This is a genomic window from Nocardia sp. NPDC059177 (assembly GCF_042755165.1).
In the GTDB taxonomy this organism is placed as follows: Bacteria; Actinomycetota; Actinomycetes; order Mycobacteriales; family Mycobacteriaceae; genus Nocardia.
Map to the genome: position 1 here is coordinate 270,956 of NZ_JBHZBX010000003.1, position 26,043 is coordinate 296,998.

24 protein-coding genes and 1 pseudogene are annotated in these 26,043 nt (G+C 70.5%); 13 read left to right on the top strand and 12 right to left on the bottom strand.

The features are described from left to right. Positions 1 to 40: 40 nt before the first annotated feature. A pseudogene (locus ACFXK0_RS06140) lies at positions 41 to 916 on the bottom strand (DUF3027 domain-containing protein); the annotation flags it as partial. Between the two features lie 8 nt (positions 917 to 924). Here ACFXK0_RS06140 and ACFXK0_RS06145 point away from each other — a divergent pair. From ACFXK0_RS06145 to ACFXK0_RS06155, 3 genes are all read left to right on the top strand, one after another. Beyond that, positions 925 to 1,701: a glutaminyl-peptide cyclotransferase gene (locus ACFXK0_RS06145; RefSeq protein WP_379408739.1), complete on the top strand. Its 777-nt coding sequence runs from the start codon at positions 925 to 927 to the stop codon at positions 1,699 to 1,701. A gap of 67 nt (positions 1,702 to 1,768) precedes the next feature. Continuing rightward, complete coding sequence (locus tag ACFXK0_RS06150; RefSeq protein WP_379408740.1) at positions 1,769 to 3,844, top strand: MFS transporter; 2,076 nt, start codon at positions 1,769 to 1,771, stop codon at positions 3,842 to 3,844. Further along, positions 3,841 to 4,371: a DUF2771 domain-containing protein gene (locus ACFXK0_RS06155; protein ID WP_379408741.1), complete on the top strand. Its 531-nt coding sequence runs from the start codon at positions 3,841 to 3,843 to the stop codon at positions 4,369 to 4,371. The genes ACFXK0_RS06150 and ACFXK0_RS06155 overlap by 4 nt, the downstream gene beginning before the upstream one ends. Before the next feature lie 45 nt (positions 4,372 to 4,416). Here the strand turns inward: ACFXK0_RS06155 and ACFXK0_RS06160 are convergent, their stop codons facing one another. Then, complete coding sequence (locus ACFXK0_RS06160) at positions 4,417 to 4,836, bottom strand: cold-shock protein (protein ID WP_379408798.1); 420 nt, start codon at positions 4,834 to 4,836, stop codon at positions 4,417 to 4,419. A 158-nt stretch (positions 4,837 to 4,994) separates the two neighbouring features. On the opposite strand from ACFXK0_RS06160, the gene ACFXK0_RS06165 reads away from it, so the two are divergent. Together ACFXK0_RS06165 and ACFXK0_RS06170 are read left to right on the top strand one after the other, a co-directional pair. Continuing rightward, positions 4,995 to 5,210: a hypothetical protein gene (locus tag ACFXK0_RS06165; RefSeq protein ID WP_379408743.1), complete on the top strand. Its 216-nt coding sequence runs from the start codon at positions 4,995 to 4,997 to the stop codon at positions 5,208 to 5,210. A 337-nt stretch (positions 5,211 to 5,547) separates the two neighbouring features. Then, positions 5,548 to 6,156 carry a transglycosylase family protein gene (locus ACFXK0_RS06170; protein WP_379408744.1) on the top strand — a complete coding sequence of 203 codons (609 nt, stop codon included), beginning with the start codon at positions 5,548 to 5,550 and terminating at the stop codon, positions 6,154 to 6,156. A 65-nt stretch (positions 6,157 to 6,221) separates the two neighbouring features. On the opposite strand, the gene ACFXK0_RS06175 is transcribed toward ACFXK0_RS06170, so the two are convergent. After that, positions 6,222 to 6,413: a hypothetical protein gene (locus ACFXK0_RS06175; RefSeq protein WP_379408745.1), complete on the bottom strand. Its 192-nt coding sequence runs from the start codon at positions 6,411 to 6,413 to the stop codon at positions 6,222 to 6,224. Positions 6,414 to 6,492: 79 nt separating this feature from the next. Between ACFXK0_RS06175 and ACFXK0_RS06180 the strand changes: the two genes are divergently transcribed. Continuing rightward, a complete protein-coding gene (locus ACFXK0_RS06180) occupies positions 6,493 to 8,787 on the top strand; it encodes a helicase-associated domain-containing protein (RefSeq protein ID WP_379408746.1) in 2,295 nt (764 codons plus the stop codon). Position 8,788: 1 nt separating this feature from the next. Here ACFXK0_RS06180 and ACFXK0_RS06185 read toward each other — a convergent pair whose 3' ends face one another. Further along, complete coding sequence (locus ACFXK0_RS06185; RefSeq protein WP_379408748.1) at positions 8,789 to 9,295, bottom strand: hypothetical protein; 507 nt, start codon at positions 9,293 to 9,295, stop codon at positions 8,789 to 8,791. Positions 9,296 to 9,401: 106 nt separating this feature from the next. Between ACFXK0_RS06185 and ACFXK0_RS06190 the strand changes: the two genes are divergently transcribed. After that, complete coding sequence (locus ACFXK0_RS06190) at positions 9,402 to 10,250, top strand: hypothetical protein (RefSeq protein WP_379408749.1); 849 nt, start codon at positions 9,402 to 9,404, stop codon at positions 10,248 to 10,250. 90 nt (positions 10,251 to 10,340) lie between these two features. Here ACFXK0_RS06190 and ACFXK0_RS06195 read toward each other — a convergent pair whose 3' ends face one another. From ACFXK0_RS06195 to ACFXK0_RS06205, 3 genes are all read right to left on the bottom strand, one after another. Beyond that, positions 10,341 to 11,732, bottom strand: a complete 1,392-nt coding sequence (locus tag ACFXK0_RS06195; RefSeq protein ID WP_379408800.1) for a M1 family metallopeptidase — start codon at positions 11,730 to 11,732, stop codon at positions 10,341 to 10,343. 402 nt (positions 11,733 to 12,134) lie between these two features. After that, positions 12,135 to 12,800, bottom strand: coding sequence for a DUF3239 domain-containing protein (locus ACFXK0_RS06200; RefSeq protein ID WP_379408751.1), 666 nt, complete (start codon positions 12,798 to 12,800; stop codon positions 12,135 to 12,137). A 99-nt stretch (positions 12,801 to 12,899) separates the two neighbouring features. Next, entirely contained in the window at positions 12,900 to 14,567 is a 1,668-nt protein-coding gene (locus ACFXK0_RS06205; RefSeq protein ID WP_379408752.1) for a DNA repair helicase XPB, read from the bottom strand. 264 nt (positions 14,568 to 14,831) lie between these two features. On the opposite strand from ACFXK0_RS06205, the gene ACFXK0_RS06210 reads away from it, so the two are divergent. Together ACFXK0_RS06210 and ACFXK0_RS06215 are read left to right on the top strand one after the other, a co-directional pair. Further along, positions 14,832 to 15,476: a LysE family translocator gene (locus ACFXK0_RS06210; protein WP_379408754.1), complete on the top strand. Its 645-nt coding sequence runs from the start codon at positions 14,832 to 14,834 to the stop codon at positions 15,474 to 15,476. Positions 15,477 to 15,862: 386 nt separating this feature from the next. Further along, on the top strand, positions 15,863 to 16,522 hold the full coding sequence (locus ACFXK0_RS06215; RefSeq protein WP_379408802.1) for a trimeric intracellular cation channel family protein: 660 nt from the start codon (positions 15,863 to 15,865) through the stop codon (positions 16,520 to 16,522). Positions 16,523 to 16,547: 25 nt separating this feature from the next. On the opposite strand, the gene ACFXK0_RS06220 is transcribed toward ACFXK0_RS06215, so the two are convergent. Next, on the bottom strand, positions 16,548 to 16,685 hold the full coding sequence (locus ACFXK0_RS06220; RefSeq protein WP_379408756.1) for a hypothetical protein: 138 nt from the start codon (positions 16,683 to 16,685) through the stop codon (positions 16,548 to 16,550). Between the two features lie 306 nt (positions 16,686 to 16,991). Further along, positions 16,992 to 18,170 carry a pyridoxal phosphate-dependent aminotransferase gene (locus ACFXK0_RS06225; RefSeq protein WP_379408757.1) on the bottom strand — a complete coding sequence of 393 codons (1,179 nt, stop codon included), beginning with the start codon at positions 18,168 to 18,170 and terminating at the stop codon, positions 16,992 to 16,994. A 173-nt stretch (positions 18,171 to 18,343) separates the two neighbouring features. Here ACFXK0_RS06225 and ACFXK0_RS06230 point away from each other — a divergent pair, with 173 nt between their 5' ends. Next, complete coding sequence (locus ACFXK0_RS06230; protein WP_379408758.1) at positions 18,344 to 18,559, top strand: hypothetical protein; 216 nt, start codon at positions 18,344 to 18,346, stop codon at positions 18,557 to 18,559. A gap of 51 nt (positions 18,560 to 18,610) precedes the next feature. Here ACFXK0_RS06230 and sigJ read toward each other — a convergent pair whose 3' ends face one another. Then, on the bottom strand, positions 18,611 to 19,504 hold the full coding sequence (sigJ, locus tag ACFXK0_RS06235) for an RNA polymerase sigma factor SigJ (protein WP_379408760.1): 894 nt from the start codon (positions 19,502 to 19,504) through the stop codon (positions 18,611 to 18,613). Positions 19,505 to 19,570: 66 nt separating this feature from the next. Here sigJ and ACFXK0_RS06240 point away from each other — a divergent pair, with 66 nt between their 5' ends. Next, a complete protein-coding gene (locus ACFXK0_RS06240; protein ID WP_379408761.1) occupies positions 19,571 to 20,134 on the top strand; it encodes a GNAT family N-acetyltransferase in 564 nt (187 codons plus the stop codon). Positions 20,135 to 20,410: 276 nt separating this feature from the next. Then, positions 20,411 to 20,950, top strand: a complete 540-nt coding sequence (locus tag ACFXK0_RS06245) for a class I SAM-dependent methyltransferase (protein WP_379408762.1) — start codon at positions 20,411 to 20,413, stop codon at positions 20,948 to 20,950. 321 nt (positions 20,951 to 21,271) lie between these two features. On the opposite strand, the gene hrpB is transcribed toward ACFXK0_RS06245, so the two are convergent. Then, positions 21,272 to 24,190, bottom strand: a complete 2,919-nt coding sequence (gene hrpB / locus ACFXK0_RS06250; protein ID WP_379408764.1) for an ATP-dependent helicase HrpB — start codon at positions 24,188 to 24,190, stop codon at positions 21,272 to 21,274. A gap of 155 nt (positions 24,191 to 24,345) precedes the next feature. On the opposite strand from hrpB, the gene ACFXK0_RS06255 reads away from it, so the two are divergent. Beyond that, positions 24,346 to 24,690 carry a hypothetical protein gene (locus ACFXK0_RS06255; protein ID WP_379408765.1) on the top strand — a complete coding sequence of 115 codons (345 nt, stop codon included), beginning with the start codon at positions 24,346 to 24,348 and terminating at the stop codon, positions 24,688 to 24,690. Between the two features lie 57 nt (positions 24,691 to 24,747). Here the strand turns inward: ACFXK0_RS06255 and ACFXK0_RS06260 are convergent, their stop codons facing one another. After that, positions 24,748 to 25,836 (bottom strand): 3-deoxy-7-phosphoheptulonate synthase, encoded by a 1,089-nt coding sequence (locus tag ACFXK0_RS06260; RefSeq protein WP_379408766.1) that lies wholly within the window; start codon positions 25,834 to 25,836, stop codon positions 24,748 to 24,750. Between the last annotated feature and the right edge of the window lie 207 nt (positions 25,837 to 26,043).

Here is a 26,043-nt window from a genome sequence, read left to right on the forward strand (position 1 = left end):
CGTCGGCCGGTGACACGGACTCAACGGTGGTCGCTGCCTCCGCAGCGGACTCGGCGGCGATCACCTCGGCGGCCGGCTCCGGCTGGGTGCCTGTGGTGTGGGCGGTGGCTTCGGCGGTCGTGGCTTCGACTGCTTCGGCTTCGGCGGTTTCCTGGGTGGTGCGGGGGATGTTCACGTAGTCGACGGCGTGGTCGTCGAAGGCTTCGTAGCGGGGGGAGCCGTTGCCGCTGGGGGCGACGACGTCGGAGTGGGCGCCGCAGCCGTATTCGATGTGGACGACGTGGCCGTCGGCGCCCATCGCGTTGGCGCAGACACCGAACGATTCGCGCAGGGCGCCGGCCAGTGGCACGTAGAAGCCACATAAACCGCAGGTGGAGGGGGCCGCCTTGGCCATCTCGGTGTCGGGGCCGAACTCGGTATACCAGCGCTGGGCCGCATCGACACGGCCCTCGAGGCTGAGCACCTGGACACGGCCGAGGCCGACCTCGCGGGCCACCTCGTCGATGACCGGGTCGCCGGTGGCGACATAGCCGGGGACCAGGCGGGGGTCGTCGGCGGGCGGAGCGAGCAGATCGCCGGGACCCAGATCGCCGGGGCGCACGCGCTGCTCCCACGGGATGAAATCGGGGGCGATCAGGGCGTCGGGGCCGGGCAGCAACGCCGACTCGCTGACCGTCGCCGCCTCCGCACCCGGCGGCGCGGCCACGACCACGGCCCACTGCCAGCCGCGGTAACCCGCCAGGGTCGCCTCGAACCGGTGGGTGGCCGCCGTGTCGTCCTCGGCGCTCACCCCCAGATGGGCTCCTACCCCGTCGGGTTCCAACTCGACGAGCGCACGACGTGCGACTTCGGCCGCATCGGCCAGAACGGGACGCACGCCGGACTCCGAAACAGATACTGCGCTCACGGCATACATTTTGCCGTATGAAGCGCAATCGGAGTTCGTTGGCCGTCACAGTGCTGGTCAGCCTGCTCGGCGTGGGGGCCTGTAGCAGTCCCGACGACGCCGGACCGGACCGCCTGCGGGTGGCGGTGATCGGCTCGTCACCGCACGATCCGCGGGCCTTCACCCAGGGTCTGGAGGTGGTCGACGGCGTCCGCTACGAAAGCACCGGCATGTGGGGCGTGTCGAGCGCGCGGGCCGCCGACCAGCGGACCGGCGCCGAGACCGCGCGCGTCGAGTTGCCCGCGCAGCTGTTCGGTGAGGGGATGACCAGGGCGGGCGCCATCGTCTGGCAGCTGACCTGGAAGAACGAGATCGCCATCGCCCGCGACCCGGTCACCCTGGCCGAGACCGGCCGGGTCGGCTACTCGGGCGAGGGCTGGGGCCTGTGCGCGCAACCCGACCGGCTGGTGATGAGCGACGGCACGCCGACCCTCACCTTCCGCGACCCGGTGACCTTCGCCGAGACCGGCTCGGTGACCCTGTCCGGCTACCGCAATCCCAAACCCAACGAACTCGACTGCGCACCCGACGGCACCGTCTACGCCAACAACTACCAAACCGACGACATCCTGCGAATCGACCCGGACACCGGCCGGGTGACCGGGGTGATCGATGCCAGCGGACTGCTCACCGACGACGAGCGCGCGGGCACCGATGTCCTCAACGGCATCGCGAACCTGCCCGGCACCGACCACTTCCTGCTCACCGGCAAGTACTGGCCGCGCCTGTTCGAAGTCCGGTTCGTCCCGAAATAGCGAGATGTGGCCGACACTGCCGCGCCGCGAGTGAACGCGCAATCCCCGCGTGCGACAGAATTGGACTGTGACTACGCCCCGCGAACCGTCCGGTCCCGACCGTGGTCGCCGGGACGGCACCGCCGCGGGCGCCCCACCCGGCCGACACCCCGGCTTCGGGCAGTACCCGCCGCGCGCGAGCGAGGAGCCACGCCAGCCACGCAAGGTCTTCCCCCGACCCGATCCGCCGACGACCCGTTCACGCGGCCTGTTCCGGCGCAACCGCCCCGACTCGCCGAACGACACGCCGCCTCAGGATCGAACCGGCCGATCTGCCGAGCCCACCAGCCGCACCGACCCGCGCGATCCCCGCCAGTCCACCACCGACCCGCGACCCGTCGAGCCCACGAGCCGCACCGACCCCCCGGCGCGGCGCGATCCCCGCCAGTCCACCGGTGACCCGCGGCGCGATCCCCGCCAGTCCACCGACGACCCGCGGCGCGATCCCCATCAGTCCACCGGTGACCCTCGCCACACCCCCGGCAACGCGCCCCTCGGCGACGACACCCCGACCAGGGACCTGACCGCCCGCAAGCCGGGTCACGGCAATCGTGCCGAGCCGAGCACGCACCCGCCCGGCCACGGCCCGGCGGGCACCCGCCCGTTCCCCCGCGCCGGCGAACCCGTCGACGAGATCCCGCAACGCGTGCCCCGCAAGCTGACCGTCACCCGCGTCGCCGCCATGCGCAGCCGCGAACTCACCGAACGCGGTTTCGCCACCTTCCAGCGGGCCGCGAAGGCCGACGGCGCCGATCAGTCCGGCCTGACCGCGCTCACCTACGCCACGATGGCCAACTTCGCCCTCGACGCCGCGATCGCCGTCGCCCTGGCCAACACGCTGTTCTTCGCGAGCGCGACGGCCGAGTCCAAGGTGAAGGTGGCGCTGTATCTGCTGATCACGATCGCGCCGTTCGCGGTGATCGCGCCGCTGATCGGACCGCTGCTGGACCGGTTGCAGCGGGGTCGCAGGCTGGCACTGGCGACGACTTTCGGCCTGCGCACGGCCTTCGCGGTGCTGTTGATCTTCAATATCGACACCTGGGGCCTGTATCCGCTGGCCCTGTGCATGATGGTCGGCTCGAAATCGTTCGCGGTGCTCAAGAGCGCGGTCACCCCGCGCGTGCTGCCGCCCGATATCGATCTGGTCCGCACCAACTCCCGGCTGACGGTGTTCGGCCTGGTCGGCGGCACCATCGGGGCCGGTGCGCTGGCCGCGCTGGCGGCGCTGATCGCCGGGTCGACCGGCGCGCTGGTGTTCGCCATCGGTCTCTCGGTGGCCGGCGCGTATCTGAGTCTGCGGATTCCGTCCTGGGTGGAGGTGACCGAGGGCGAGGTGCCCGCGACGCTGAGCTACCACGGCTCCGACGCGCACACCGAGGTGCTCGAACCGGGTCAGGAGTCGACCGTGCCCGCCCGGAAACGGCGTCAGCCGCTGGGCCGCGCGGTGGTCACCGGACTGTGGGGCAACAGCGCCATCCGGGTGCTCACCGGCTTTCTGACCTTCTACATCGCCTTCGTCGCCAAGGGCTCCGGCGGCAGTCCCACCGAGCAGGCGGCCATGCTGGCCGCGGCAGGCGCGGCGGCGGGCATCGGCAACTTCGGCGGCAATGCCTCCGGTGCCCGCCTGCAACTGGGCAGGCCGTCGCTGGTGGTGCTCGGCTGCACCGCCTCGTGTGCGGTGGTGGCGCTGTTCGCCGCGTTCACCGGCAATCTGTTCGGCGCCGTCTTCGCCGCGCTGGTGGCTTCGGCGGCCAGCGCGCTGGCGAAGGTCTCGCTCGACGCGGCGATCCAGGACGACTTGCCGCCGGAGTCGATCGCGTCCGGTTTCGGCCGTTCGGAGACGGTGCTGCAATTGAGCTGGGTCATCGGCGGGGCGGCCGGTGTGCTGCTGCCGATCGAATTCTGGAAGGGTTTCGCGGTGATCAGTGCGATCCTGCTGGTCGGCCTGATCCAGACGTTCGCCAGCTACACCGGGCATTCGCTGCTGCCCGGTCTGGGTGGCAACCGCCCGCAGCACGCCGAGCAGGAAGTACCGACCACCACCCATCCGTTCCGGGCAGGCCCCGGTTCGGTTCCGCGAGGGACAGGAGACCCCATCCGGTGAACAAGCTCAACGTTCGCACGCCCCTGGCCTTGGTCGCGGCCGGCCTAGCTGCCGTCGCCCTGATCACCGCGATCTGGGTCGGCGTCGCCGTCTCGAAGGCGACCGAACACGATCCGCGGATCACCGCCTACGCGCACGGCGAGGCCGTCACCGTCGACCCGTTCATGTTCTGCACCGTCACCATGCAGGACTGCCGCTACGGCGAGACCACCGAGCTGGCGGTCCCCTCCGGCTTGCCGGTCCAGCTCTCGCTGCCGGACAAGATCGCCGAGTCCCCGTGGCTGATCCAGCTCATCTACCAGCGCCCGACCGGCGAACAGGTCGACCGCGTCCTGAGCTTCGCCGACTACCCGGAGCGCGCCCGCGCCCTCACCATCGAGTCACAGCCCGAACCCGACCTGCGCCTGATCGGCATCGAGGTCCAGCTCCCGATCCTGGCCCGCGACACCGCCACCGGCCGCGAGTCCTACATCCCCCACGCGGCCTGGTCAATCGTCACTCCGGAGCCCGACACCACGGCACCCTGATACAGCTCGGCCCCCGGACACACGGTGTGCGGGGGCCGATTCGGCTCAGTGGTCGAGTTCGCGGGCAACGGCCCGGACCACCTCGGAGATGCGCTGGGAGAGTTTGCGATCCGGGTACTTGCCGCGGCGCAGGTCCGGCTGGACCTTCGTCTCGAGCAGCGTGATCATGTCCTCGACCAGCCCGTGCAGCTCGTCGGGCGACTTGCGCGGCCCCGCGTCCTTGCGGGCCGGGGCGGCGGAGCGGTCGCCGCGCACACTCGGCGGCGCCTCGAGCAGCTTCAGGCTCAGCGCCTGCGGGCCACGGCGGCCCGCGGCCATGCCGAATTCGACGCGCTGTCCGGGCTTGAGCCCTTCGACGCCCTCGGGTAGCGCGGAGGAACGGACGTAGACGTCCTCGCCCTCGTCTTGGGAAAGGAAGCCGAAGCCCTTTTCGACGTCGTACCACTTCACCCGGCCGGTCGGCACTGCGCTCACCCGTTCATCATTCGACACCAGAACCCTTGTGGTCCCGGTTAGTTCTGCGTTGTCGCGAGAAGAACGCGCCCCGCAACATGCAGGACGCGATGTGCCCAGAGTCTACCCCGGTGGCTATACCGCGAGCACATCAGTTTTACGGTGCATCAGTGACCAACTCACCTCGGCGTCGCAGCGATCGCCTGCTGCACCTGGCCGTCGCACTGTTCGGGATCGGCATCCTGGCGGTGGTCGGCATCTTCCTCACCCCGATCGTGTCCGACAGCGAACCGGGCCTGTGGCTGTATCTGCTCGCGATGCTCGTCCCCGTCGGATTCCTGCTCGGACTCGGGTTCGCGCTGTGGTCCGGCCGCCGTGCCCGCTGACTAAACATGTGATCCTCATCACATCACGACGAGATAACGAACTGAGCGTGCAACCGTCGCGCACACCCAGCGTGCCGACTACCTGCGCGGACACCTCAGGGATCACCCTGAGACCACCCCGAGACCCCCGTAGACCCGCCGGTTACCAAATAGTGACTTTCGCCGCTGACCGTCGTACCGTTTCTCTCAGCCGGGGCAAACCCCGGAACCACCGGCCCGCCGCACCGAACCTCACCCCGCGGGTACCGGACCCCGATTGGAATCAGGGGTGAGGGCGGACCGGGAGACCTCTCAGTCCGGACCACATGCAGGTGCGCACGAGAGGAAGAAACCCGATATGAGTGGACGCCACCGCAAGCCGACTTCCACCGGGCGCACTGCTGCCAAGGTCGCCGTCACCGGCGCGATCTTCGGCACCGCAACCGCTGCCCTCGCAGGAAACGCCAGCGCGGCCCCCGACTCCGACTGGGATCGCCTCGCACAGTGTGAAGCCGGCGGCAACTGGGGTATCAACACCGGGAACGGCTACCAGGGCGGGCTGCAGTTCTCGCCCTCGACCTGGAACGCCCACGGCGGCGGCGAGTACGCCGCGACCGCCAACCAGGCCACCCGTGAAGAGCAGATCGTCATCGCCGAAAAGGTGCTCGCTTCCCAGGGTTGGGGCGCGTGGCCTTCCTGCTCGGCCAAACTGGGCCTGAGCAGCGGCCCGACCGAGCGCATCGCGCCGTCGGCCCCGAGCTGGGTCCCCGAGGTCAGCGTCCCGCAGGTGCAGGACCCGAGCCAGGAAGTCTTCCAGGCCGTGGACCGCGCCCTCACCGTCGTGCAGCAGCAGGGCATCGCCGTGCCGCAGCAGGCCATCGACTTCGTCAACAACGCCAAGGGTACGCAGCTGGACCCGGCCGTCATCGACTTCTTCCAGGCGAACAAGGGCCTGCTGCCCTCCTGATCGCCCACGCAGACAACAAGAGCCCGCATCCTCACCGGATGCGGGCTCTTGCTTTTCCCGTCGGACTACACCCGGTTGATCACGGTCTGCGGGTGCACGTAGGGCAGCTTGGCAGCCGGGACGGGAAACTCGGTCTCCTCGCCGAAGGGCGAGAGGTTACCGGCGCGGGTCGACGACAGCTCGGTCACGGCGTGCTCGCCGTCGGCCACCTGCGGCCACCCGTTGTCGACGTAGGGTTTCTTCGATTTGTTCACCACCGGCTCATTCTGACACAGAGGTGTCCGGCGGCGGCTGGTGCCGTGAGTTCGCGGGCGCCGAAACGGTAGGCTTTCCTCGATGATCGCGACGGACTCCCTCGCCGATTGGCTCGGTGCGCGCACCGACGCCCAACTGGTGAAACTGCTGCAGTTGCGGCCCGATCTGGCGGTGCCGCTACCGGCGTCGATGTCGGTGCTCGCGGTGCGCGCCCAGCAGCGCGCGTCGGTGTTGCGTGCCGCCGACGAGCTGGACACCCTCGAGTTCGCCGTCATCGAAGCACTCGTCGCCAACGAAGACGCCCGCACGATCGGCACCACCCTCACCCCGCTGACCCGCGCCACCCTGCACGCGCAGCTGAAGGATCGCGTCACCAAGACCGCCGTCACCGCCGCGCTGACCCGCCTGCTCGACCGCGCGCTGGTCTGGCAGACCGGCGACGACCTGCACGTCACCCCGTCGGCCGTCGAGGCGCTGCCCTGGCCGCTCGGCGCCACCACCGCGCTGCCCGACGCACTCACCGAGCCCGAGGTGACCACCGCGCTGACGCAGGCGAGTCCGGCCGAGCGCGCCCTGCTCGACAAACTCGCCACCACCGGCCCGCGCGGGCGCACCCGCGACGCCGCGCCCGGCACGCCCGCCGACCGGCCCGTGCAGCGCCTGCTGGCGGCGCGGCTGCTGCACCGGATCGATGACGAGACCGTGGAACTGCCGGTGACGGTCGGTCAGCTACTTCGTGGCGAACCCGTCACCGACCCGCACGCGCTCGCTCCGCCGAAGCCGGCCCTGACCAAGAACGCGCCCGCCGAGGTGAACGCGGTCGGCGCGGGCGAGGTCGGCGAGCTGCTGCGCGACTGCGCCGATCTGCTCGACGCACTGGGCAAGCTGCCCGCCCCCGCCCTGCGCGCAGGCGGTCTCGGAGTCCGCGAATTACGCAGGCTGGCCAAGCAGACCGGCATCGACGAGCAGCGCACCGGACTCCTGCTGGAGCTGCTCACCGCGGCGAAACTGGTCGAGAAGGGCCTGCCCGAACCCGCGCCCGATCTCGATTCCACCGACGACTTCTGGGCGCCCACCCCCGCCGCCGACGCCTGGCTCGACGCCCCGCCCGCGACCCGCTGGGTGCTGCTCGCCCAGGCCTGGCTGGAGCTGGACCGGATGCCGTGGATGATCGGCCTGCGCGATGCCGCCGACAAGCCGATCGCCGCGCTGTCGGCCGAACTACGCATTCCGCACGCTGTGCGCGACCGGCACGCCGTGCTCGGCCTGCTCGCCGAATTCCCCAGCGGCACCGCGCTGACCCCGGCCGACATCGGCAAGCTGCTGGCCTGGCGGATGCCGCGACGGCGCAGACACTTCCGGCTCGACGCGGTGACCGCGACGCTGGCCGAGGCCGCCACGGTCGGCCTGCTCGGTCGCGGCGCGCTGGACTCCGCGGCCAGGGCGCTGCTGCACGGCGCAGGCAGCGGCGTCGCCGAGGCCGAGATGGCCACCGCCCTGCCCGAACCGGTCGACCACGTGCTGGTGCAGGCCGATCTGACGGTGATCGCGCCCGGCCCGCTGGTTCCCGAACTGCGTGGCCGGATCGCCCTGGTCGCCGATGTGGAGTCCGCGGGCGCGGCCACCGTCTACCGCGTCGGCGATGCCTCGGTGCGGCGCGCGCTCGACGCGGGCATGACCGCCGCCGAACTGCACGCCCTGTTCGCCAACCACTCCCGCACCCCCGTCCCGCAGTCGCTGACCTACCTCATCGACGACGTCGCCCGCCGACACGGACAGCTCCGCGCCGGCATGGCCCAGTCCTTCCTGCGCAGCGACGACCCGGCCCTGCTGGCCCAGGTTCTCGCCGCCCCCGTCGCCGAGACGCTGGCCCTGCGCGCCATCGCCCCCACGGTGGCGATCGCGCTGGCCCCGCTGGGCGAACTGCTCGATCAGCTCCGCGCTGCCGGGTTCGCGCCCGCGGGCGAGGACTCCGGCGGCGCGATCGTCGACCTGCGGCCCCGCGGCGCCCGCATCGCCGTGCGCCCCCTCGCCCGCAAGCCCTACCGGCCGACGCCACCCAGCGACGAACAACTCGCCCTGCTCGTCACCGAACTGCGCGCGGGCGAACGCGCGGCAGGCGCGCGCAGCAGCCGATCCGTGCGCGCCGACGGCACCCGGACCGGCACCGCCGCCACGCTCGCGCTGCTACAGCTGGCCGCGCGGGTCGGCCGACCGGTCAATATCGGTTACGTGGACGCCCAGGGCGTCGCCACCCAGCGCGTGGTGGAGCCACTGCGAGTCGGCAACGGCCAGCTCGACGCCATCGACCCCGTCACCGGCGCCACCCGCCACTTCACGCTGCACCGCATCGCGTCGGTGGCCCTGCTGGACTGAATTACGGCTTGGCCAGGCAGAACGTGGCCTCGGGGTCCTTCGCGAACCGGAACTGGGTCGCGCCGGCGCCACACTGCAGTTCGTCGGTCGCGCCGTCGATCCGCTGCACGACCTTGAACGTGGCCTCCGGTGCCGAACACTCGACCGACTCGGCAGGCCGCGTCCCGGCATCGGCGTAGCACTTGCCCTCGGCGAAGTTCGGTGTCAGGCACAGGGTGGTCTCGGTATCGCCGACCGTGCCGGTGAAGATGGCCGTGTCGACGGCGCAGTCCGCCGGCGCGCTCACGACCTGGGCGATCCGGTAGTCGGTGGCCGCCGAGCCGCAGTCGCCGAGACTGGCCGTCATCGCGTCGGCGGAGTTGTCGGTGATCTCGACACACGACCCCGCCGACACCGACGCAGCCGATTCCTCACCGGAGGAGCAGGCGACTACCGCTCCGACCAGCGCGACCGTGGCTACGGGCGCGAACACGAGCCGTGCCAGCAGTCGCTTTCCTGGGAAAAACACTGAAAACCTCACTCACCGAACGGTTCAGGCATACATGACCGCCGGTGACGATACCCAAGACCGCGCCTGCCGCGCTCGGCCCCGTCGGCTGGCTACCATCGGGGAGATGAGCATCGACGATGTCGCGGGCGAGCTGTACGGCCTCGACCCCGGCGAGTTCGTGCAGGCTCGTACCGAGCGCGCCGCCGCGGCCCGCGCCGACGGCGACCGCGAGCTCGCCGCCGCCGTCACCGCGCTGCGCAAACCGACGGTCGCCGCCTGGACGGTGAACCTGCTCGCCCGGCACGCACCGCGCGAGATCGCCGCACTGCTCGATCTGGGTGACGCCCTGCGTGCGGCGCAACGTCAGCTCTCCGGCGACAAGCTGCGCGCGCTCGGCACGCAACGTCAGCAGGTGGTGAACGCGATGACCAAGCGCGCGGGCGAGTTGTCCGCCGAGCACGGCCGGGTCGCGTCCGCACAGACCCTGCGGGAGGTCGGCCAGACCCTCACCGCCGCCCTGGCCGATGCCGGCGTCGCCGATCAGGTCCGCGCGGGTGTGCTGGCGGCCACGGTCACCTACGACGGTTTCGGACCGGCCGGTCTGGTGGCGATCACCGGCGGTAAAGCGAGCGCGCCGTCGGGCAAGTCAGCGCCCCGCCCCAAGGCGTCGAAGCAGGATTCCGAGGCGGCCCGCCGCGCCGAGGAACTCGCCGACGCCGAAGCCGGTCTCGCCTCGGCCCGCACGGCCCGCGACGAGGCCGAGGCCGCTGCCGCGCAGACGAAATCCGAGCTGACCGCCGCCGAAGCCCGCATCGACCAGCTGCGCACCGAGCTCGAACACGCCGAACAGCAACGCCATTTCGCCCAGACCGCCGACCATCGCGCCCGCGGCGAACTGACCGCCGCGCGTAGCCAATTCGACCGTATGCAGCGGTGGGCGGAGCGGGCGCGCGCCCGGTCCTCGGCGGACTGACGCCGATCAGGCCGGCGTATTCGTGCAATTCGGCCGTTCGCAGTCAGTATTCCGATTACGCGGCGGCGAATTGCACGATTACGCCAGTGGTCAGCCGCCGAGCGTGCCCGGATACAGGAAGGCGTCGCGTGGTGCGCGTGTTCCGTCGAGCCATTCGGCCAGGAACTCGCCCAGCGGCATCGAGGTGCGGGTCTGCAGGAACTCCCGGAACTCCGGCATGGAGGCGTGGCCGTCGCGGTGGGCGTGCACGAAATCCTTCAGCGCGGTGAAGAAGACGTCCTCGCCGATCAGTTTGCGCAGGGCGTGCAGGAACAGTGGGCCGCGGTAATAGACGGAGGTGAACTCGTCGCCCGCACCGGGATTCGCCAGGGCGATGTCCCAGAACTCGGCGTCGTCGAGGTATTCCGCGATCTCCTCGCGGTACTTGGTGTCGACGTCGGCGCCGTCGATCCGCTCGATCCACAGGTAGTCGGCGGTGTAGCTGGCGAAGCATTCGTTGAGGCAGATGTCGGACCACTGCCGCACCGACATGGTGTCGCCCCACCACTGGTGGGCCAGTTCGTGCACCACGGTGTTGAGGTCGGTCCAGGGCGCGTAGGTGGGACGGGTCTGGGTTTCCAGGGAGAACGGGATCTCGGCGTCGACGTAGATGCCGCCGGCGACATCGAACGGGTAGGGCCCGTAGAGGTTTTCGAGGAAGTCGAGAATCTCCGGTACCCGCTGCTCGTCGTCGCGGTTGTGCTCGGATTCCGGGGCGAAGGCGCTGAGAACGGGGGTGCCGTCCGCGCGCCGGTTCTCCAGGAAGGTGAAGTGGTCGACGGCCATGGTGGTCAGGTAGCCGATGACGGGATGCCTGGTCTCCCAGGTGGTTTCGAGCCGGCCGTCGCGCATCTCGTGCCTGGTGCGCTCCCCGGTGGACATGACCTCCCAGCCGGCGGGCACCGAGGCGTGCAGGGTGAAGGTCGCCTTGTCCAGGGGCGTGTCGTTGAGTGGGTACCAGGTGCTCGCGCTGTGTGGTTGGCCGACCGCGAACGCGCCGCCGCTCGGCGCGTGCGTCCAGCCCTTGCCCTCGGTGTCGGCCGCCGTGCCCGCGTAGTCGACGACGATCCGCATCGGCAGGCCGGCCGGCAGCGGCAGCAGCGGGGTCACCACCAGTTCGTGTTCACCGTCGCGGGTGAAGCCGGCGGGCTGCCCGTTGACGGTCACCATCGCCACCTCGGGCCCGCGGAAGTCCAGGTTGAACTGGGCCAGCGGCTGGGTGGCGAGCGCGTCGATGCGGGCGGTGCCGCGCAGGTGGTGGGTGGGCGGGTCGTAGGCGACGCCGATGTCGTAGTGGCGCACGTCGTAGCCGCCGTTGCCGTCGAGCGGGTAGTACGGGTCGCCGAGACCAGGCGCCCCGATCAGCGCCGGATCCGCGACCGCAGGGCCGATTCCCAGCACCAGCAGCGCGAGTGCCGCGCACACTCCGGCCGACCATCGCATGTCACGCACGCCCTTTCCCCGGAGACGGACCGGTCCATCGTCCCAGCCGAACGTCCCCACGCCCACCCCGGATCACCCTCGGCGCGACCCGAGAGTCGATCACCCGGCGGTGGTCGCAGGTCCAGCATCGGCACACAACACCCAGAGAGATCCGCACCTACGCCGCCAGCCCGGCACGCTCACACGCTGGACCAGAGAGATCCGCACCTACGCCGCCAGCCCGGCACGCTCACACGCTGGACCAGAGAGATCCGCACCTACGCCGCCAGCCCGGCAGGCTCACACGCTGGGCCGGAGGGGTCCGCGCCTGGGCCCAGTGATCCGGCACACCACACCTGGCAGATCCGCACGCTGGGCTCGGAGAGGTCCGGGTCTGCGACGCCGGACCGGCGCATGTACCGCTCAGTCGAGGCCGGCGGGGAGTTGGTGTGGGTCGAGCAGCAGGCGTTTGGTCGCGGTGCGTTTGACCCGGGCGGCCAGGGCGAGGTTTTCGGCGAGCAGGCGCCACTCGAGTTCGGTGATGGCGGCGGCGGCGCGGTCGATGACGGCCTGGTCGCGGGTGCCCCAGGAGATCGGCATCGCGGTGACCAGCTGCCAGCGCTCACCCACCTGGCGGGGTGCGCGGTCGGTGCGGACCGCGACGGCGGGCACGCGCTCCCCACGCTGGGGCGCGTGGCCGGGCAGGGCGCGCACCTTGCGGGTGATCAGGGCCCAGCTGCGGGTCGGCGCGGTGGGTTCGGCGATGTCGACCAGGGCGAGCAGCACGATGCCCGACGGCTCGGACTCGGAGACCACGGCGGGCACCAAAGGCCCGTCCTGGTAGAGTTTTTCGATGCTGGAGCGGTGTGGCGTCCACAGCGCGACCCACAGCGCGATGGCCGCGGCGAGCACGCACACCACGGCCAGCAGGTATCCCCACGCCTGCCCGCTCCACAGCAGCGCGGCCGTCGCCGCGACGGCGAGCGCGGCCACGAGCAGGGCCACCAGGCGTAGTCGGCGCAATCCGGTGAAGGTCTCGTTGACCGCATGAGCGTGTTCACGGTCGACCACGAATTCGAAGCGGCGCACAATTCCTTCCTAGCACAGGTTGCGGAGGAGTTGCCTCCACTTAGCTCTCGATGGGTTCAGCTCAACGCACCGTACCGCGTCCCGACCTGGGGATGAGGGCTACGCGCCGTCACCGATCGGCGGTCCGAGCAGATCGTCGGCATCGGTGATGCGGTACGCGTAGCCCTGTTCGGCCAGGAAACGCTGCCGGTGCGCGGCGTACTCGGCGTCGAGAGTGTCGCGGGCGACGACCGAATAGAAATGCGCCTGTCCCCCATCCTGTTTGGGCCGCAACAGCCTGCCGAGGCGCTGCGCCTCCTCCTGCCGGGAGCCGAAGGTGCCCGAAACCTGCACCGCCACCGAGGCTTCCGGCAGGTCGATGGAGAAATTGGCGACCTTGCTCACCACCAGGACCGGGATCTCCCCGGACCGGAACGCGTCGAAGAGCGCCTCGCGCTCCTTGTTCTTGGTCGCACCGGTGATGACCGGGGCGTTCAGGTCGACGCCGAGTTCGTCGAGCTGGTCGAGATAGGCGCCGATCACCAGGGTCGGCGCGCCCTTGTGCCGGTCGAGGATGGACTCGACCACCGGGATCTTGGTGCGCGCGGTCGAACACAGCTTGTAGCGCTCCTCCGGCTCGGCCGTGGCGTAGGCCATCCGCTCGGCGTCGGTGAGGGTGACCCGCACCTCCACGCAGTCGGCGGGGGCGATCCAGCCCTGCGCCTCGATGTCCTTCCACGGCGCGTCGTAGCGCTTGGGGCCGATCAGCGAGAACACATCGCCCTCGCGGCCGTCCTCACGGACCAGAGTGGCGGTGAGGCCGAGCCTGCGCCGGGACTGCAGGTCGGCGGTCATCCGGAAGACGGGCGCGGGCAGCAGGTGCACCTCGTCGTAGATCACCAGGCCCCAGTCGCGGCTGTCGAACAGTTCCAGATGCTTGTACTCGCCCTTGGATTTGCGGGTGATGACCTGGTAGGTGGCGATGGTGACCGGGCGGATCTCCTTGCGCTCACCGGAGTACTCGCCGATCTCGTCCTCGGTCAGCGTGGTGCGTGCCAGCAGCTCACGTCGCCACTGCCTGCCCGCGACGGTATTGGTGACCAGGATCAGCGTGGTCGCCTTGGCCTTGGCCATCGCGGCGGCGCCGACCATGGTCTTGCCCGCGCCACAGGGCAGCACGACGACACCGGAGCCGCCTGCCCAGAACGAGTCGGCGGCCATCTCCTGGTAGTCGCGCAGGTGCCACTTGCCCTCGGTGTAGTCCAGGCCGATCTCGTGCGCCTCGCCGTCGACATAGCCGGCCAGGTCCTCGGCGGGCCAGCCGATCTTCAGCAGCATCTGCTTGATGTGGCCGCGTTCGGACGGGTGCACGATCACCGTGTCGTCGTCGATGCGCGCGCCCAGCATCGGGGCGATCTTCTTGTGCCGCAGCACTTCCTCGAGGACCGCGCGGTCCAGGCTGACCAGGCTCAACCCGTGCGCGGGATGCTTGACCAGCTGCAGACGGCCGTAGCGGCCCATGGTGTCGACGATGTCGACAAGCAGCGGCTGCGGCACCGCGTACCGGGAGAAACTCACCAGCGCGTCGACCACCTGCTCGGCATCGTGCCCGGCCGCGCGCGCGTTCCACAGCGCCAGCGGGGTGATCCGGTAGGTGTGCACATGTTCGGGCGCACGTTCCAGCTCCGCGAAGGGCGCGATGGCCTGCCGCGCGTTGCCTGCCAGCTCGTGGTCGACCTCGAGCAGCAGGGTCTTGTCGCTCTGCACGATCAGCGGACCGTCGGTCACACCTTGCTCCTGTACTGAAGAGGCGCGGTTCGCGCGCGTATTCGAAGACTCGCCCCCGCGGGTGGTCGGGACGTCACCTGTACGACCTCCTCCCCGGGCGGCCTTTGTCGATTGTACGGACCTGCACCGACACGACCTGGGGTGAAGCAGTTGGCGGCATGCGTGACGCGGGTCTCCGCACCGTCGCGCTTGTCTGGGCCGGCGAGGCCAGCGGGTCGCGACTGGACCGCGACAATGGGGTCTCGACCAGGTCAGACTCGGTGCATGTTGCAGACAACGGCGGTTCTCGGGGTCGCGGTGGCCGCGCTCGGCATGGTGCTCACGCCCGGGCCGAACATGATGTATCTGGTGTCGCGGACCGTCGCGCAGGGGCGGCGGGCCGGGCTGATCTCGCTGGCCGGGGTGGCGGCGGGGTTCGGGGTGTACCTGCTGGCCGCGACGGCCGGGATCACCGCCGTGTTCGCCGTGGTCCCCGGCCTGTACCTGGCCGTCAAGCTGGCGGGTGCGGCCTACCTGCTGTGGCTGGCCTGGCAGGCGCTGCGCCCGGGCGGGGTCTCGGTGTTCGCCCCCGCCGAACTCTCGCACGATCCGACCCGCAGGCTGTTCACGATGGGCCTGGTCACCAACCTGCTCAACCCCAAGATCGCGATCATGTACATGGCCCTGATCCCCCAGTTCGTCGACCCGGCCCGCGGCACCCTCTGGCTACAGAGCCTGTCCCTCGGCGCCGTCCAGATCACCGTCGCCCTGACCGTCAACGCCCTGATCGTGCTCACCGCCGCCACCCTCGCGACCTTCCTCACCACCCGCCCCCGCTGGCTGCGCACCCAGCGCTACCTGATGGGCACCGCCCTCGGCACCATCGCAATCCTCCTCGCCACCGACCGCACCCGCCCCACCCCGGCCTGACCCGATCCGCGGCCCGGCTCGGCCTGGACGAGTTCCCTCGGGAACCATCCGCGCACCACCTGCCAAGACATCAGCGAACCGGGACGACACCGCGACCACCCAGGCGCGGTCGAACCTGACCAGTTCCGCAGGAATCGCCCGAGGCGTGCACCAGCCGCCAGGACATCGGCGGGCGCCGGGATGACGTAGCGACGCCGAGTGCGGCCAAGGCAGTGTGGGTCGCGATGACGTAGCGACGCGCCGGGACCGGCCAAGACAGTGGTGGGTCGCGATGACGTAGCGACGCGCCGGGTGCGGCCGGGGCGGTGGTGGGTGGGGAGGCGTGTCACTCTGCTGGGGATGTCGGAGTGAAGGAGACAGTGGTGAGCGGTGTGGTGGCGGTGATCATGGCCGGGCCCTCGGTGTCGGAGCTGGATTCGGCGGTGACGGCGGTGCATCGCAGTGGCGAGCTCATGGGCGTGATCTCCTTCGCCGCGTCCGGGGCGCTGGTGGCGGTGCGCAAACGCCTGGACCTGTTCGGGATGGCGGTGCTCGCGACCGCGACGGCGCTCGGTGGCGGCATCGTGCGCGATCTGCTGATCGGGCGCACCCCGCCGGCGGCGTTCACCGACCTCACCTACCTGTGCGCGTCGCTGCTGACCGCGCTGCTGCTGTTCTTCATCGCGCCGTCACCGCGCCTGACCAAGGGGCCGCTGGAGGTCGCCGACGCGGTCGGCCTCGGCCTGTTCTGCGTGACCGGCACGGTGATCGCCTACTCGGCCGACGTCGGCGCCCCCACCGCCGCCCTGCTCGGCATGACCACGGCCATCGGCGGCGGCGTCCTGCGCGATGTCCTCTCCGGCGAGGTCCCCCGCGTCCTGCGCCCCGACCAGGACCTCTACGCCGTCCCCGCCCTCTTCGGCGCCGCCGCCACCGCCACCCTCCTGCACTTCGACCTCTACCACGCCTGGACCGGCCTGCTCGCCGCCACCGGCGCCATCGGCTTCCGCCTGCTGGCCCGCCACTACCAGTGGCACGCTCCCCTGGCCCGCCACGCCCGCGACTGATCCGCCCACCCCGCGCCCGCACCCGTCATCGCCGGGCAGCGACCAGCACTCCGCCGAATCGACCCTGCCGACCGCCGGTGATCAGCGAAAGATCAACAAGGTTCGCGCAGCCACAACCGATTTCGGTCTGGCCAGAGATGTGGGCGAGCAGATAGCCGACCATCCGGCCACCGCAACCCGACCCGGCCCGACCCGGCGCGACCCGGCCCGGCCCGACGCGACGCGGCGCGACCCGACGCGGCGCGACCCGACGCAGCGCGACCCGACGCGGCGCGACCCGACGCGGCGCGACCCGACGTGACGCGGCGCGACCCGACGCGACCCGACGTGACGCGGCGCGACCCGACGCGACCCGACCCGACGCGACGCGGCGCGGCGCGGCGCGGCCGACGAGGCCATAAAGCGACGCGGAATCGGCAATATTCGCACCACAGCCGATGGGCGACCGACGGGGCTGTCCCGCCGACGGTCAGCTCACCGCGATACCAGCGCGCAACCTTCGGACACCCTCGTCGATCGTCTCGTCGCGTTTACTGAAAGTGAAGCGCACCAAGTGTTTCCAGTCGTCGGCGTGGTCGGCGAAGACACTCACCGGAACTGCCGCGACACCGAGCCTGGCTGGAAGTTCGCGGCAGAAGGTGAGTCCGTCGGTGGCACCGAGGGGACGGATATCGGCGCAGACGAAGTAGCCGCCGGAGCTGGCGCGCACACCGAATCCGGTGTCGCGCAGGGCCGCCGAGAGACGCAGCCGCTTGTCGGAGAGTCCGGCGCGCAGGGAGACGATCCAGTCGCGTTCCGCGTCGAGCGCGTGGGCGACGGCGGGCTGGAACGGTCCGCCACCGACGAAGGTGAGGAACTGCTTGGCCGCGAGCACGCCGTCGAGCAGTGGCGCGGGCGCGCACACCCAGCCGATCTTCCAGCCGGTCACATTGAATGTCTTTGCGGCACTCGATATTACGATCGTTCGCTCACGCATACCGGGCAGCGTGGAGATGCTGACGTGTTCGACGCCGTCGTAGACCAGATGCTCGTACACCTCGTCGGCCAGCACCAGCAGATCGTGCTCGCGGGCCAGCTCAGCGATGGCGGTCAGGTCGGCGCGATCGAGCACGGATCCGGTGGGGTTGTGCGGCGAATTCACCACCACCATGCGGGTTTTCGGGGTGATCGCGGCGCGCAGACTGTCCAGATCCAGCACGAATCGGTCGCCGTCGGCGACCAGGCGGGCGGTGCGCCGCTGCGCTCCGGCGAGCGCGACCGACGCGGCGTAGGAGTCGTAGTACGGCTCGATGAGGACCACCTCCTGCCCGGGTTCGACCAGCCCGAGCACGGCGGCGCTGATCGCCTCGGTGGCGCCGACGGTCACCAGCACCTCGGTGGCCGGGTCGTAGGCGGTCCCGTAGCGACGGGCGCGATCGTCGGCGACGGCCCGGCGCAGTACCGGCATCCCGCGCCCGGGCGGGTACTGGTTGAGCCCGTCGGCGATCGCCGCGCGTGCCACCTCGAGCATTCCCGCCGGCCCGTCGGTGTCCGGGAATCCCTGCCCCAGATTGACCGCGTCATGGCGGACGGCCAACTCGGTCATTTCGGCGAAGATCGTCGAGCCGAAGGGGCGCAAACGGGCGACAGTGGGCGATTCCGGCGGCATCTCCGCAGCGTATCCCACTTTCAGCGAGCGTTGCCGAGCGATAGCGAACACCTATGTTTCACAAATGTTTTTCCGCATTGACCTGCGCTATTGTGCGTTGCTCCAACCTCAGCTAGCCTCGCCGTGTTCTACCTCACACACCACGTCGTGGTGGTATATCGAAAGGGGCTCACATGGCCTCACCTCTGCTCGACTTCATCGTGCACCCGGCTGCGTCGGAGGTCGCCGGTTCGGCACTGCAGTTCATCCACGATCACCTCGTCGCCAACCCGATCGTCGATTACTTCACCGGTTCGGCCACCCCGGACAACAACATGGGTTCCTCGACCGGGGATTTCAACCTCGGTTCGTCCACGGGGAACCACAACTGGGGTTCCACCTACCCGTAGGCCGGTGAGCGCATCGGACCGGATCGCGCGGGTCCGGTCCGGTGCTCCCCGTCAGCGCGTCCGCGCACCCGAAAGCTTCGCCACATTGGCGAAATCGTAAGCAGCCCAGATCTTTCCGTCACGCACCGTGAACGCGAGTACACGCACCGGCCGCCCGAACGGCGAGTTCGGATCGGTGAGTACCAGCCCCGATTGCCCGTTCACCGCAACAGATTCCAGCTCCAGCAGCGATTCGCCGAGGTGCTCGAGCCACCAGCTCACCGCGAGCCGCGCGAATTTCTCTACTCCCGCGACAACATTCAGTGCGGTACCGGTGGTTCCGCCCGCATCCGCGGTGAAGGTGACCTCCGGATGCAGCGTGGCCGCGACCGCGGCGACATCCCCGGTGGCCAGCGCGGCGAGAAACCGCCGCACGGCCGCGTCGTGAACGTCGTCGGCGACCGGCTCGGGCGCCCTGACCAGCGCCTTGCGCGCACGTGCCGCCAACTGCCGCGCCGCCTCCGCTGTGACATCGAGGATCTCGGCGATCTCGGCGAACGGCACCGCGACTCCATCGTGCAGCACCAGCGCCACCCGTTGCTGCGGGGTCAACGCGTCGAGTATCACCATGGCCGCCAGCCGGCTGTCCTGATCGCGGACGACCAGCTCCAGCGGATCGCCACCGGAACCCGGCCTGCTGACGATCGGCTCCGGAAGCCATTGCCCCACATAAGTTTCCCGGCGCTTCGCGGAGCTGCGCAGATGGTCGAGGCAGATCCGGCCGACCACGGTGGTGAGCCAGGCGCGCAGGTCGTCGATCTCGGACTGGTGCACACCCGCCATGCGCAGCCAGCTCTCCTGCACCGCGTCCTCGGCGTCCGCGACGCTGCCGGTGAGCCGGTAGGCGACCGAAAGCAGGTGCGGTCGATGCGATTCGAACAGGTCGGTGAGCAGCGGGGAAACCATCGGTATCGATCCTACGGAGCCGGAAATCCAGCGGAAAATCCGGGCGGGGGCTGTCAGGATGGGGTGATGTACGAGCACCCGCTCACCGATGGGACCGTCTGGCTCACCCGCCCGACCGGCGCCGATATCGATCGCATCGTCGAGTGCTGCCAGGACCCCGAAGTGCAGCGCTGGACATCCATCCCCGTTCCCTACGCGCGCGCCGACGCCGAGAACTTCCTCGACCGGTCCGTCGCACCGGGCTGGGCCGACAATGCCCCCGTCTGGGCGATCCGCACCGCGGCGGAGGGCCGGGTCGACGGCATGGTCGGCCTGGTCGACCGCGGCGTGCGCACCCGCGAGATCGGCTTCTGGCTGGCACCCGAAATCCGCGGGCGCGGCCTGATGTCGCGCGTCATCCGGCTGGTCTGCGAATTCGGTTTCGCCCCGGAAGGACTCGGCCTGGCGCGCATCACCTGGCGCGCGGTGGTCGGCAACTACCCATCGGCGGCCGCCGTGCGCCGCAACGGTTTCCACTACGAGGGACTTGCCCGCTCGGGTGGCGTGCAGCGCGGCGTGCGGGTCGACGAGTGGATGGGCGCCCGGCTCGCCACCGATCCCCCGGGTCCGGTCGACGGGTGGCCGCAGTAGGAGCACACTCGCCGATCGCGGTCAGCCGACGTCACAGATCGCGGCGAGCTGGGTGCGTGGTGCGGCGAAAGAAGATCCGCATCCTGCCGACCGACTTGACCGAGGCCACCGGCGACCCGAATCGCGGCCCGGCCGCCCGGTGCGCACTGACGCGTAGACGCCAGCCGGCGCAAGGGCGCGTGGACGCCCGATCAGCACGGCCGACACGGTGCGTCCGCCGACGATCTCCGCGCGTCGACGGTGCCACTATGGGGAGATGACCGAGGCAGTCTGCTGATGGTGGACGACGCGCGCTTCGACTGGCTCGCCGACCTCATGGACGTGCGACCCGGCACCCAACTCCTGGAACTGGGACCGGGCCCCGGCGCATCGCTGGCCCACATCGCCAGGCGCCTGACCACCGGCCGTATCGTCGGCCTCGACCGATCCACCACGGCGACCACTCGCGCCCGCGAACGCTGTGCCGCCGAGATCACCGCGGGCCGGGTCAGGATCGTCGACGGCGCGATCGGCGCGATCGCCCCCGACCGGCTGCTCAGCGAATTGGACGATCCGGCCACCGGTTTCGACCTGGTCTTCGCGAGCAACGTGAACGCCTTCTGGACCGGCCCAGCCACCGCCGAATGGAACCTCGTCCGCCACTGTCTCGCCCCCACCGGCACCCTCTGGCTCTGCTACGGCTACGGCTCCCCCACCGACCCACCCACCAGCGCCAAACCCACTCCCGCCCAGCTCACTTCCCGCCTCACCACCGCCGGCTTCACCCCTACTCTCACCACCGCGGGCGACCTCCTCGCCGTTCGTGCCAAGCCATAAACCAAGATCACCAGGCTCTGATGGCGGAGATTCGCCGCCAAACCCGTACCTCAGTGCCTGGTGATCACCTGTCCAAATCCGATTCCGCGACGACCGCTCCAATCGGCGATCACAACGGCAGACGGGAGTGCCTGGCCGACAACCGGCGTCATCGTGCAATTCGGACGCGCTCAGTCAGAATACTGACTGGCAGGACGCCGATTGCACGATGACGCCGGTCAGTCCAGCGCAGGCCACGCCGACATCGACACTGGCCGGCCGGTAGGTCAGTGGTCGCGGGCTCGGCGGGCGGTGCCGCGGCGGGGGACGACGGCCGTTGGGTCAGTGGTCGCGGGCTCGGCGGGCGGTGCCACGGTGGGGGACGACGGTGGTGGGGTCTTCGGGCCAGGCGTGTTTGGGGTAGCGGCCGCGGAGGTCGGCGCGGACCTGGGGCCAGCCGTGCTGCCAGAAGGAGGGGAGGTCGGCGGTGACGGCGACGGGGCGCTGGGCTGGGGAGAGCAGGTGCAGCAGGATCGTGGCGCGGCCGTCGGCGAGGGTGGGTGGGGTGGTCCAGCCGAGGATCTCCTGGACTTTCACCGCGAGGATCGGCTGGTCGGTGCTGTAGTCGAGGCGGATGCGGCTGCCGGAGGGGACTTCGAGGCGTTCGGGCGCGAGTTCGTCGAGACGGGCGGCCGCAGGCCAGGGCAGCAGCCGGCGCAGGGCGGTGCCCGCGTCGATGCGGGCGAGGTCGGCTCGGCGGCGGACGGTGGTGAGGTCGGGGGCGAGCCAGTGATCCAGGTCGTCGAGGAGGGCTTCGTCGGTGACATCGGGCCAGGGCGAGCCGAGGACACGGTGCAGGAAACCGAGACGTTGCCGCAGGGTGCGGGCGTCATCGTCCCATCGCAGCAACCCCAGACCATCCGACCGAAGTCCTTGCCGCACAGCCGCTTCCAGCGCGACCGGGTCCGGCTCACGCAACGGCTTCTCGGCCAGCACGATCGCCCCCAGCCGCCGCACCCGTCGCGCGACGACATCCCCGTCCCACCCCACCTCGTCCCCCGACACCACCAGCCCGGGCGCCGCGGCCAACGCCAGCTCCTCATCGGCGATGGCCGCCAACCGAATTCGCCCCTCGGCCCGCCCCGGATCCCGATCCGCCACCGCCACCGCCAGCCACTCCGCCGCCCCGAGCCCCGACCCGGCAGGCAAGGTCACCGCGGTCCCACCCGCCATCAGATACGACGCCGACCCCTCGCCCCGCCGCCGCGCCAACCGCTCCGGCTGCGCCAGCGCAATCATCAACGCCGCAGCATCCGCAGATCGGGTTGGGGGCGCAGGGTCCGCCCGATCAGGGACCGCAGCGCGCGTGCTCGCCGCGGTGTCGGGCGCGGAGTCATGCACGGCGGCGAGGTCCAGCGCGGCCGGAGAGCGTGTCGCCTCGGTGACCTGGCGGGTCAGGCGCTGGACTTCGCGGGTCCAGCGGGGTGGGCGTTCGGCGCGCAGCGTACGGAGGGCGGTGGCGGCGTCGGTGTTCGAGGTGAGGGAGTCGTCGTCGAGGAGGACGACCATTTCGGCGGCGGCCTTCGGGCCGAGGACAGCGGCGCCGTCGAGGAGTGCGCGGGCCAGGCGCGGGTGCAGGCCGAGGCCGGCCATGGCGCGGCCACGCGGGGTGATGTGGTCGTCGGCGTCGAGGGCGCCGAGGGCACGCAGGACGGTGCGGGCGACGGCGAGCGGGCCGGCCGGTGGGGCGTCCCACCAGGCCAGGCCGGTGCCGTCCGGTGTACCCCAGCAGGCCAATTCCAGTGCGAGACGGGTGAGTTCGGCGGTGCGGATCTCAGGTTCGGGATAGGCGGGCAGGGTGTGGTGCTCGTATTCGGGCCAGCAGCGCCAGGCGTGGCCGGGGCCCTCGCGACCCGCGCGACCGGCCCGCTGTTCGGCGACGGCGGCCGAAACACGCACTGTCGCAAGGCCGGAGAGTCCACGACGATGATCGATACGCGGCACCCGGGACAGCCCCGAGTCGACGACCGCACGCACACCGGGCACGGTGAGACTGGATTCGGCCACCGACGTGGACAACACGACCCGCCGCCGAACCCCTTGCCGCAGTGCGACATCCTGAGCCGACGCACCCAGCCGACCGTGCAACGGCACCACATCGACCTCATCGATATCACCGAGCAACCCGGCGACCCGGTTGATCTCACCGACACCAGGCAGAAAAACCAGCACATCCCCCTCTGTCTCGCCCAACGCCCGCCGGGTCGCCCGCGCGACCTGCTGCTCAACCCGCTCCCGAGCCAGCGCAGGCACATAACCCACCTCGACCGGAAACGCCCGCCCACGCACCTCCAACACCGGCGCGGCACCGTCGAAGCCCGACAACACCCACTCGCCCGCCACCGCACTCTCCCCCGACCCCGGCACCACCGAACCCGGCCCGGCCGCGACCCCACTCCCACCAGACCCCGGCAGCACCGCACCCCGCCCCGGCACCACCGAACCCCGCCCGGCCGCGACCCCACTCCCACCAGACCCCGGCAGCACCGCACCCCGCCCCGGCACCACCGAACCCCGCCCGACCGCGACCCCACTCCCACCAGACCCCGGCAGCACCGCACCCCGCCCCGCTACCCCACTCTCACCAGACCCGGGCACTACCGAACCCGGCCCGGCCGCGACCCCACTCCCATCAGACCCCGGCAGCACCGCAAGCCCCCCACCCGCGACACCACTCTCCCCCGACCCGAGCAGCGCAGCGAGTCGTCCCGCCGCGACTGTCGCCGAGGTTGCGAGTACGTGCAGGTCAGGACGTAGACCAGATCTCGCGTCGAGCAGCAGCGCCAGCAGCAGGTCGGCGTCGAGGTGCCGCTCGTGACACTCGTCGAGCACGACCGTGCCGACCCCGGTCAGCTCAGGATCGCTCTGCAAGCGCCGCACCAGCAGCCCCGAGGTCACCACCTCGATCCGCGTGCGCGCCCCCACCTTCCGATCGCCGCGCACCGAATATCCGACGGTTTCCCCGACGCGCTCGCCCAGCAACGCGGCCATTCGTGCCGCCGCCGCCCGTGCGGCCAGCCGGCGCGGCTCGGCCACCACTACCCGCCCGCTCGTCCCGGCGGCCAGCGCCAACGGCACCAGGGTCGTCTTCCCGGTCCCCGGCGGCGCGACCAGCACCGCCACCCCGTGACCGGCCAGCGTCTCGACGATCTCGCCGAGCGCGGGCCGCACGGGCAGATCGGGTAGTTCAGGAAGTTTCATTACCGATCAGTCTGCCGCCACCGGCGAACACCCGGCCAATGGCACCACAAGTTTTTGCTCAGCGCCCGCCAAGTCACCGCCCGTAAATTGGTCAATAGAACCAGAAGCGGTGCGGCCCAACCGGAATCGCACCGACAGCCACAGGAGGCAACCCCATGTCGACAACCACTCGTCTCGGTCTCGCCGTCGCCGCCGTCGCCGCGTCCACGTCGGTGCTGCTCGCCGCACCGGCCCAGGCCTCGACGCCGGGCGCGTGCCTGGTCATCGAGAACAACAGCCCCAACTCCGTCCACATCGTGGTGCAGAACTACGAGTACTACGGCTCGAGCTGGGACATCCCCGCCTTCACGCACGCCTTCACCAATCTCCCCGACGGCCGGAAGATCGTGACGCGCGAGGGCACCTGGCACATCGTGGCGCCCGCGGGCACCTGGCGCTACAACGTCGAACAGAACTGGGGCGGCGAATGCAACGGCACCTGGGCCTACACGATCCACTGACCTGAGAACAGCACTGTGGCCCCGGATTTCGCCGGGGCCACAGTGCTTTTCGCCGATTCAGCCGCGCCGGGTCTCGATGGCGGCGGCGAGGCGGTCGAGCTGGGCGGCGGTGGTGGTCCAGTCGATGCAGGCGTCGGTGATGGACTGGCCGTAGGTGAGGTCGGCGGCCCGGCCGAGGGTCAGGTCCTGGCGGCCCGCGACGAGGAAGGACTCCAGCATCAGGCCGACGACACCCTGTTCGCCTGCGGCGAGCCGGTCGGCGATATCGGTGACCACGTCGACCTGGCGGTTGTGGTCCTTGTTGCTGTTGCCGTGGCTGGCGTCGATCACCACCCGCTCGGGCAGCGCGGACTTCTCCAGGCGCAGCTTGGTCTCGGCGACGGAGGCGGCGTCGTAGTTGGTGCCGTTGCTGCCGCCGCGCAGGATGACGTGGCAGTCGGGGTTGCCCGAGGTGCGGATCAGCGCGGAGCGGCCGTCGAGGTCCGTGCCGGGGAAGACGTGGCTGGCCGCGGCGGCGCGCACGCCGTCGACCGCGACCTGCACGTCACCGTCGGTGCCGTTCTTGATGCCGACCGGCATCGACAGCGCCGAGGACAGCTGGCGGTGCACCTGACTGGCGGCGGTGCGGGCACCGATCGCGCCGTAGGAGACCAGGTCCGCGATGTACTGCGGGGTGATCGGGTCGAGGAACTCACAGGCGACCGGCAGCCCGAGCGCGGTGATGTCGACGAGCACCTTGCGGCCGATGCCGAGGCCGGTGTTGACGTCGAACGAGCCGTCCAGGTGCGGATCGTTGATCAGGCCCTTCCAGCCCAGCGTGGTGCGCGGCTTCTCGAAGTACACCCGCATCACCACGTGCAGCCGGTCGCTGAGCTCCGCGGCCTTGGCGGCCAGCTTGCGGGCGTAGTCCAGCGCGGCGGCCGGGTCGTGCACCGAGCACGGGCCGACGATCACCATCAGGCGGTCGTCGTCGCCGTTGAGCACGTCGACGGTGGCCTTGCGGCCGGCGCGCACGGTGTCGGCGAGCTCGTCGGTGATGGGGTTGACGAGGCGGACCTCGGCCGGCGAGCGCAGCGGGCTTACGCTGAGGGTGCGCTGGTCGTCGAGATCGGAATGCCGCGAGTCGACATCAGCTGCGGTGGTCATGAGATGTGGGTCCTTTTCGTTGGAAGGCCGACCCACGGAGTTCGCTACCCGTCGAGCCGGTCAGATATCCGGCTCGGGTGGAGGACGTCAGCGCGCAGGGTCGCAGACCGGCCCACCCAGGGCCGGGTCGCTAAACCAGAAATATGCGCGCTGCATGCTCAGGACTGTACCACCGGCGAATCGTCGCGGTCCCGAGCCAGGTCGCCG

What these genes read in the sequence shown, in the direction of transcription:
- ACFXK0_RS06255 (WP_379408765.1), top strand. Translation starts at nt 24,346, where the DNA reads ATGTCGACAACCACTCGTCTCGGTCTCGCCGTCGCCGCCGTCGCCGCG.
- ACFXK0_RS06230 (WP_379408758.1), top strand. Translation starts at nt 18,344, where the DNA reads ATGGCCTCACCTCTGCTCGACTTCATCGTGCACCCGGCTGCGTCGGAG.
- ACFXK0_RS06220 (WP_379408756.1), bottom strand. Translation starts at nt 16,685, where the DNA reads ATGGTCGGCTATCTGCTCGCCCACATCTCTGGCCAGACCGAAATCGGT.
- sigJ (WP_379408760.1), bottom strand. Translation starts at nt 19,504, where the DNA reads ATGGTTTCCCCGCTGCTCACCGACCTGTTCGAATCGCATCGACCGCAC.
- ACFXK0_RS06260 (WP_379408766.1), bottom strand. Translation starts at nt 25,836, where the DNA reads ATGACCACCGCAGCTGATGTCGACTCGCGGCATTCCGATCTCGACGAC.
- ACFXK0_RS06195 (WP_379408800.1), bottom strand. Translation starts at nt 11,732, where the DNA reads ATGCGATGGTCGGCCGGAGTGTGCGCGGCACTCGCGCTGCTGGTGCTG.
- ACFXK0_RS06170 (WP_379408744.1), top strand. Translation starts at nt 5,548, where the DNA reads ATGAGTGGACGCCACCGCAAGCCGACTTCCACCGGGCGCACTGCTGCC.
- ACFXK0_RS06210 (WP_379408754.1), top strand. Translation starts at nt 14,832, where the DNA reads ATGTTGCAGACAACGGCGGTTCTCGGGGTCGCGGTGGCCGCGCTCGGC.
- ACFXK0_RS06180 (WP_379408746.1), top strand. Translation starts at nt 6,493, where the DNA reads ATGATCGCGACGGACTCCCTCGCCGATTGGCTCGGTGCGCGCACCGAC.
- ACFXK0_RS06190 (WP_379408749.1), top strand. Translation starts at nt 9,402, where the DNA reads ATGAGCATCGACGATGTCGCGGGCGAGCTGTACGGCCTCGACCCCGGC.
- hrpB (WP_379408764.1), bottom strand. Translation starts at nt 24,190, where the DNA reads ATGAAACTTCCTGAACTACCCGATCTGCCCGTGCGGCCCGCGCTCGGC.
- ACFXK0_RS06225 (WP_379408757.1), bottom strand. Translation starts at nt 18,170, where the DNA reads ATGCCGCCGGAATCGCCCACTGTCGCCCGTTTGCGCCCCTTCGGCTCG.
- ACFXK0_RS06215 (WP_379408802.1), top strand. Translation starts at nt 15,863, where the DNA reads ATGGCCGGGCCCTCGGTGTCGGAGCTGGATTCGGCGGTGACGGCGGTG.
- ACFXK0_RS06240 (WP_379408761.1), top strand. Translation starts at nt 19,571, where the DNA reads ATGTACGAGCACCCGCTCACCGATGGGACCGTCTGGCTCACCCGCCCG.
- ACFXK0_RS06245 (WP_379408762.1), top strand. Translation starts at nt 20,411, where the DNA reads ATGGTGGACGACGCGCGCTTCGACTGGCTCGCCGACCTCATGGACGTG.
- ACFXK0_RS06145 (WP_379408739.1), top strand. Translation starts at nt 925, where the DNA reads ATGAAGCGCAATCGGAGTTCGTTGGCCGTCACAGTGCTGGTCAGCCTG.